At 62.7% G+C, this 6233-nt stretch carries 8 protein-coding genes; 5 read left to right on the top strand and 3 right to left on the bottom strand.

The features are described from left to right. Nucleotides 1–513: hypothetical protein (locus GXY33_03775; GenBank protein ID NLX04247.1), on the top strand; the 513-nt coding region annotated here is incomplete at its 5' end. 20 nt (nt 514–533) lie between these two features. Beyond that, nucleotides 534–1721, top strand: coding sequence for an exo-alpha-sialidase (locus GXY33_03780; protein NLX04248.1), 1188 nt, complete (start codon nt 534–536; stop codon nt 1719–1721). Between the two features lie 13 nt (nt 1722–1734). Here the strand turns inward: GXY33_03780 and GXY33_03785 are convergent, their stop codons facing one another. The 3 genes from GXY33_03785 to GXY33_03795 all read right to left on the bottom strand — a co-directional run bounded on the left by GXY33_03785 (nt 1735) and on the right by GXY33_03795 (nt 4001). Further along, nucleotides 1735–2400, bottom strand: coding sequence for a Fe-S cluster protein (locus GXY33_03785; protein NLX04249.1), 666 nt, complete (start codon nt 2398–2400; stop codon nt 1735–1737). A 63-nt stretch (nt 2401–2463) separates the two neighbouring features. Then, nucleotides 2464–3165 (bottom strand): cobalamin biosynthesis protein, encoded by a 702-nt coding sequence (locus GXY33_03790; GenBank protein ID NLX04250.1) that lies wholly within the window; start codon nt 3163–3165, stop codon nt 2464–2466. 20 nt (nt 3166–3185) lie between these two features. Then, nucleotides 3186–4001, bottom strand: coding sequence for an ATP-binding cassette domain-containing protein (locus GXY33_03795; GenBank protein ID NLX04251.1), 816 nt, complete (start codon nt 3999–4001; stop codon nt 3186–3188). 191 nt (nt 4002–4192) lie between these two features. On the opposite strand from GXY33_03795, the gene GXY33_03800 reads away from it, so the two are divergent. The 3 genes from GXY33_03800 to GXY33_03810 form a co-directional block, all read left to right on the top strand. Then, entirely contained in the window at nt 4193–5854 is a 1662-nt protein-coding gene (locus tag GXY33_03800; protein ID NLX04252.1) for a DUF2723 domain-containing protein, read from the top strand. After that, nucleotides 5851–6039 (top strand): Trm112 family protein, encoded by a 189-nt coding sequence (locus GXY33_03805; GenBank protein NLX04253.1) that lies wholly within the window; start codon nt 5851–5853, stop codon nt 6037–6039. The genes GXY33_03800 and GXY33_03805 overlap by 4 nt, the downstream gene beginning before the upstream one ends. A 60-nt stretch (nt 6040–6099) precedes the next feature. Then, nucleotides 6100–6233: metallophosphoesterase (locus GXY33_03810; GenBank protein NLX04254.1), on the top strand; the 134-nt coding region annotated here is incomplete at its 3' end.

The following is a 6233-nucleotide window of genomic DNA, read 5'->3' on the forward strand; positions in this document are numbered from 1 at the left end:
GACGACATCGACCGGACCGACAGCAACACCCTCCTGACCTTTCACGGCGACAGGAACCTCTACTACCTGATCGACTTCGACAGCAGTCTGGGCCTCTGGCAGGGCCGGGCCAAGCTGCCCTGGATGGGACACCGCCACGCCTGGGACCCCAACTGGGTCCTCCTGAGCACCATCGGCCTCGCGCCCAATCCCATCATCCACCACGAGCCCGTCTCCGACGCCGTCGGGCTCCTCTACGCCGATGACTTCGACCCCTTCGCCTGGAAACAGCAGATCGCCAACTCCGCCTTCCGCCTGATGGCCAGGTCGGATGCCGAATGGATCGCCCGCCGCATGGCCCAAGTCAGCCGCGAACAGTTGGCCGCCATCGTCCACGCCGCCCGGTACAGCAATCCCGAAGACGAACGCTACGTCCTCGAGACCCTCATGGCCCGGCGGGTCGTCATCCTGAAACAGCTTGGCATCGAGCCGATCCCGTCGCCAACCCAGCCGCCCGTCGTCAGCGCCCAATAGCTTCCAGAGGAACCTCTCCCATGCACCTCGAAAGCAAAGAACTCGTCGGCCGCTCTCCCGGTCCCGGTACGATCGTCTGGTGCCGCTCGTGCTACACCCGCGCCGCCGGCTTCGAGAAACTCCGCTGCCGCGACATCCAGACCATCAGCGATTTCTCCGACGGCGAGCAGTACCAGTTCTCCGATGACAACGGCCGGACCTGGTCAGCGCCCACCGACCGCGCCGTCGGCGTCTTCGCCTTCGCCGATCCTGCCAGCGACCTGTTTCTGGCCATCCGCTCCGAGTGCGTCCTGCCGCCGGACACGCCGCGCGAGGATGCTCGCGACTTCCAGCACAAAAGCTACCTTTGGTATCGCGTCTGCGACGACGGCGGACGAACCGCGATCATCGACGAGCAGATCATCCAGCGCGGCCCGAACTACAACGCGCAGCACCCTTGCGAAGGCGTGCACGTCGGCCGCAACGGCATGCTCGCCTGCATGGGCGGCGAACCGATGCGCACCCGCGCGGGCCAGATCCTGATCCCCATTCAAATCATCCCCCCGCTTGGACCTGACGGCCAGCCCAACAATCCCACCGGCGGCTTTACCTACGGCGACGGAGCCGTCCTGATTGGTACCTGGACTCCCGACCACCGGATCGAATGGGACCTCTCCGAGATGCTCGTCCACGATCCGAACAAGTCCACCCGCGGCACGGACGAGATGACGCTGGCCGAAATGCCCGACGGCCGGATTCTGGCGGTCATCCGCGGCAGCAACGACGTCCGGCCCGAACTGCCCGGCTACAAGTGGTACACCGTCTCACAAGACGGCGGGCATAGCTGGGCGCCGATGCAACCGTGGACGTTCACCGACGGCTCACCCTTCTTCTCGCCCGCCAGTTGCTCCAAACTCCTGTCGCACTCCAATGGGCATGTTTATTGGATCGGCAACCTCTGTTCCGAGAATCCTCGCGGCAACCATCCGCGCCACCCGCTGGTGATCGGCCTGGTCGATCCCGAGAGCTTGCTGCTCATCGAGGACAGCCTGTTCACCGTCGCCGAACGCCAGGCGAACGACCACCCGCTGATCCAGTTCTCCAACTTCTTTGCCTATGAGGATCGCGAGACGTCAGCCATCCACATCGACCTGACGCCGATCTTTCCCGTCGGCCCCAACGACACCCAGTGGACCGGCGACGCCTACGTCTACCGCATCGCGGTCTGATGGAGCACTGCGTCTACCCGATGTAGAGCCCTTCGACCCGAACCTGCAGCCCTTCCCTGCCGCGATTCAGGAAGTTGACCAGCCCGCTGTGCCGCCACTGCAGCATGCAGCGGTGCGGCATGAACCAGTAGCGCATGCCGATCTTCAGCTCCGAACGGGCCTCGCGAACCAGCCCCTCATACGCCTCGGCCACGTAGTAGCCCACGTCCTTGTACGACTTGGTGCGAGGGCCCAGCGGACCGGTGACGCACCAGACGATCACGCCGTTCCGCTGATCCACGTTCATCGCCACGCCGCAGTGCGTGATCGGACAGCCGCACGACATGCCCATCGGCCGACCGATCAGGATGTCCCCCTTCTGAACGTCCAGCTCACGCGCCATCAACGGATTGTACGGCAGGATCGTCTCGCGCGGACCCGGCTCGTTGGCGAAGGTATCGAGCACGAAGTCAAATTCCCGGTCCAGCGAATCCTTCCACTGCTCGCGACGACCTTGCCCGCCGGCGCAGGCCCGACAAACCGGCTGAACCGTGCCGGACTCGGCGTCCTTGAGGTGAACGCACTTACGAAGCTCCTCCGGCCGAGCAGACACGATCTCAGCGAAAGCCGCGCACGTCTTCTCGCCGCACAGTCCGCAGTCCAGACCCGGCAGTGATTTCAAGACAGATGCCTTATCCATATCGAAAGCTCCTCACATAGTCAGTTGGCTTGACAAGCGCGAGATGCGTCCCGTTTCACGCCGCTACTCGCCCTGATAAAAAATGTCGCTCTCCAGCGAACGGACCACGCCGAAGTGCTCCTTCCATCCGATCTGCTTTTTCCCGACGCAGATCGTGCACGTGCCGACCGGCGGATTGCCCCGCAGATACAGCGGAAACGCCACGTCTTGCGAGCCGAGAATCCTCCGCATCACCGGATCGATCCCGACCCCGCGCAGCGCATCGGTCTCGGCCACCGTCACCTGCCTGGCCGCCTCCAGCACCCGCGCCCGGAATACCTCGCGCTCCGCCTGCGAGACCAGGTCGATCTTGGTCACCACCGCCACGTCGGCCAGCGACAGCATCGGTCCGATCTTCCGCGGCAGGTTCATTCCGCTGGTCGCCTCCAGAATCACAATGCCCAGCGAGTTCTCGATGTACGGCGAACATCGCAGGCACAGCCCCGCCGTCTCGACGATCAGGAAGTCCGCTGACTGCTCGGCCGCCCACTCCACCGCGTCGCCCAGCACCATCACGTTGCAGTGATCCGGGCACAACTCGCCCGAGTACACCTTGCGCGAGGGAATCCCGAACTCCGTCTGGAACAGAACGTCTTCCTCGGCGAACTGCACGTCGATCTTCAGAAACGCCGGCTTCCACGAACCGGCCAGCAGCCGGCGGATGACCTGCTTGAGCACCGTGGTCTTGCCCGTCGTCGGTGGGCCCGCACAGATGATGACTTTCATGGCGTCGCTCCTTCCGTTGACTATTCGATATATCCCAAAGCCCGAAGCCGATCCTCCAGCAGGGCCTCCGACAGCTCTCCGCCGTCGCGGATGTGCGTCCGAAACTCCAGCAGCAGATCGTCCATCTTGATGATCTCCTCCACCACCCGCTTCTCCTCCTGTCCCGTCTCGATCACCTTCTGCATCGCGCCGTTGCGCATGACGATCCGGAAGTCCGATAGCAGGGCGATCCGCGGATCGTGCGTCACGAAGATGAAGATCTTCTCGTACTGCTTGAGCAGACCCAATGCATGCGTCCGATGGATGCCCGCGTTCTCGATCTCGTCGAGCAGGATGATCGGCGAGTTGCCGATCACCACCGCGTCGGCGATCAGCAGCGCCCGCGTCTGACCGCCCGACAGCTCCGTCATCGCGCTACTCGGGTCGATCGCCTCGCCGGTCAACTGATTGGCGAAGTCCAGCGTCTCAGCCACCACCGAGCCCGGATCGGCTTTGCCACGGACCGCCCCGTGCGTGGTCAGGAAAACCTGGACCCCAAGGTCGCACAGGAAATTGGTGTGCTGGGTAATCTGGGCGATCGGCCGACGAGACGGGTCCATCATCAGCTCTTCCGACGGCGGCTCACCATTAATCAGCACCCGCCGCCCCGATGGGGTATTCGCATTGGCAAATAGCTCCAGGTCGTTGATCAGCGTCGTCTTGCCCGACCCCGTCGGCCCCACGATGCTGATCACCTGCCCCATCCGGAAATCCACGCGCTCCACCGCTTCCGGAACCCCACCTTTCCCATTCCCGCCAAAGACAGTAAGATTCTCTATTTCCACATTAGACTCCATTAAGAGTGTTTTAGGACTCCACTTAGAGTGTAATCTAGCGAGATCGACGTCCCGAGTCAAGCGTTTGGGGATTTTGTGCGACTCAGCCGGGCTGGCTGGACTGACTTCACCATTTCCCGTCCAACGGTCGATGTTTGGCGTAAGTAGTAGTAACGCCCGGCGGAAACGGCATGCAGAGCATGGAGGACCATTTGGCTGGTACCGGTACCATCGATCGATCCTCACTGGCGGAGACCCCGTCGTCCTCCATCAACCTTCGTCGGCACTATCTGCTGGCCCTGGCGGTCGCCGCGGCGGTGTATTTCGCCTCCGTGGCCCCCGGAGTCCTCTGGCAGGACAGCGGCATGGCCCAGGTCCGCGTCCTGCGGGGCGACTACGTCGGCAATCTGGGACTGGCCCTGGCCCACCCCCTGTTTTACATGGTCGCCCACGTTTTCCAGTTCCTGCCCTTCCACGACAGCGCCTTGAAGACCAATCTGGTCTCCGCCACCGCCTCCGCGTTCGCCGTGGCCAACCTCTATCTTCTTTTATTGCTGATGTTTGCGGACCTGCCGCATCGCCGGCTCTCCGCCGCGATCGGGGCGCTGACGCTTGGCCTGGCCCACACCTTCTGGCAGCATGCTGCCCTGGCTGAGACCTACAACCTCTCCGCCATGATTCTCTCCACCGAATTGCTCCTGCTTTACAGGTTCTCGCAAACATTCGAATGCAAATGGTATCTGGGCGCATGGTTCCTCAACGGCGTGGAGTGCTCCAACCACATGCTGGCCACCCTCACCCTGGCCGCAATCGGCATCTGGAGCGTGGTTCTGATCTGGCGCGGGCGGCTCCGCTGGTATTGGTTGGCGGCTGGGATCGGCCTGTGGATCGTGGGCAATCTGCCGTACGAGTTCCTGATCCTCAAGACCTACCTGGCCGGGATGCCGTTGGCGCAAGTCATCCACTCAGCCCTCTTTGGCAACTATCAGCAAGAAGTTCTTAATACCACCATTACGCCCCGCCTGATCGTGATGGCGATCGGCGTGGTCGGCCTGAACTTTCCGACCCCCAACATTCTTTTGATTCCGCTGGGGATGCTCAGGGGTTTCCGGATCGCAGCCAAGCCGTTCGTCCTCCTGCTGGGACTGGCCACGTTCTTCCATCTGCTTTTCGCCCTTCGCTACAACATCGTCGACCAGTACACGTTCTTTATCCTGCCGATCCTGTTCCTGTCTATCTGGCTGGCGATGGGGGCGGGATGGCTGCTGGCGGCGGTTCGGACCGCGGCGGTGCCGCGGCTGCTGCTTGTTTTCGCCCTGTTGCCGCCGGTCGTCTACGCCCCGCTACCGGCGGCGGTCGAAAGGCTCCAGCTTCCGGTGCCCGGCCTGGGCAGCAGGATCCCGTACCGTGACGAGGCTCGGTACTTCCTCTGGCCGTGGAAGACGGGCTACGACAATCCGGCCCGCCTAGCCCTGGACGTCTTCGAGATGGCTGAGCCCAACGCCGTCGTGGTGCCCGACAGCACTTCCCGCCATCCCTTCGTCTACTACCAACGCTTTGAGGGCCTTCGACCGGATATCGAGGTCACCACCGACCCCTGCCTGCAAGAGCCCGGACCCCAGCGGGCAGGGCGCATGGCCCAACTGCTGAAAGACCGACCGGTCTACGTCGTCCGTCCCCAGCCGTCCTACTGCCCGGGCTACATCCTGGACCATTTTGACCTGATCCCCGCCGAGCCCATACACCGTGTTCTTCCCTCAACCCAGCCGCCCCCAGCCACCAACCCCGCGACGGGCCAAAAAGATTTGACACTTTCGGACCTCAGCCCTATGATGACCCGGTTACATGCACTGAGAACCGGGACAAACGAATGAACGTTGACGATAAACTATTAGAAATACTCGCCTGCCCCGCGTGCCGCGTGAAGGTCGAACGGATCGAGAACTTCATCGTCTGCACGCAATGCCGCCGAAGATTCCCCATACGTGACGAGCTTCCTATAATGTTGTTGAGCGAGGCCGAGGAACCGAAAACGGACTCGTCCTCCAGTCAGGCGTGAAGTAACGTCGCCCAGTAGCCGTCTTTCTCATTGGGCCCGTGTCGTTCAGACAGGAGCGGTATGATCGCGCTGATTTCCGACATCCACAGCAACATCGAAGCCCTTCAGGCGGTCTTCGACGACATCGCCCGGCGCTCGATCCGCCGGGTCATCTGCCTCGGCGACGTGGTCGGCTACGGCCCCAACCCCTGCGA

The sequence above is a fragment of the Phycisphaerae bacterium genome (genome assembly GCA_012729815.1).
Taxonomy (GTDB): Bacteria; Planctomycetota; Phycisphaerae; order JAAYCJ01; family JAAYCJ01; genus JAAYCJ01.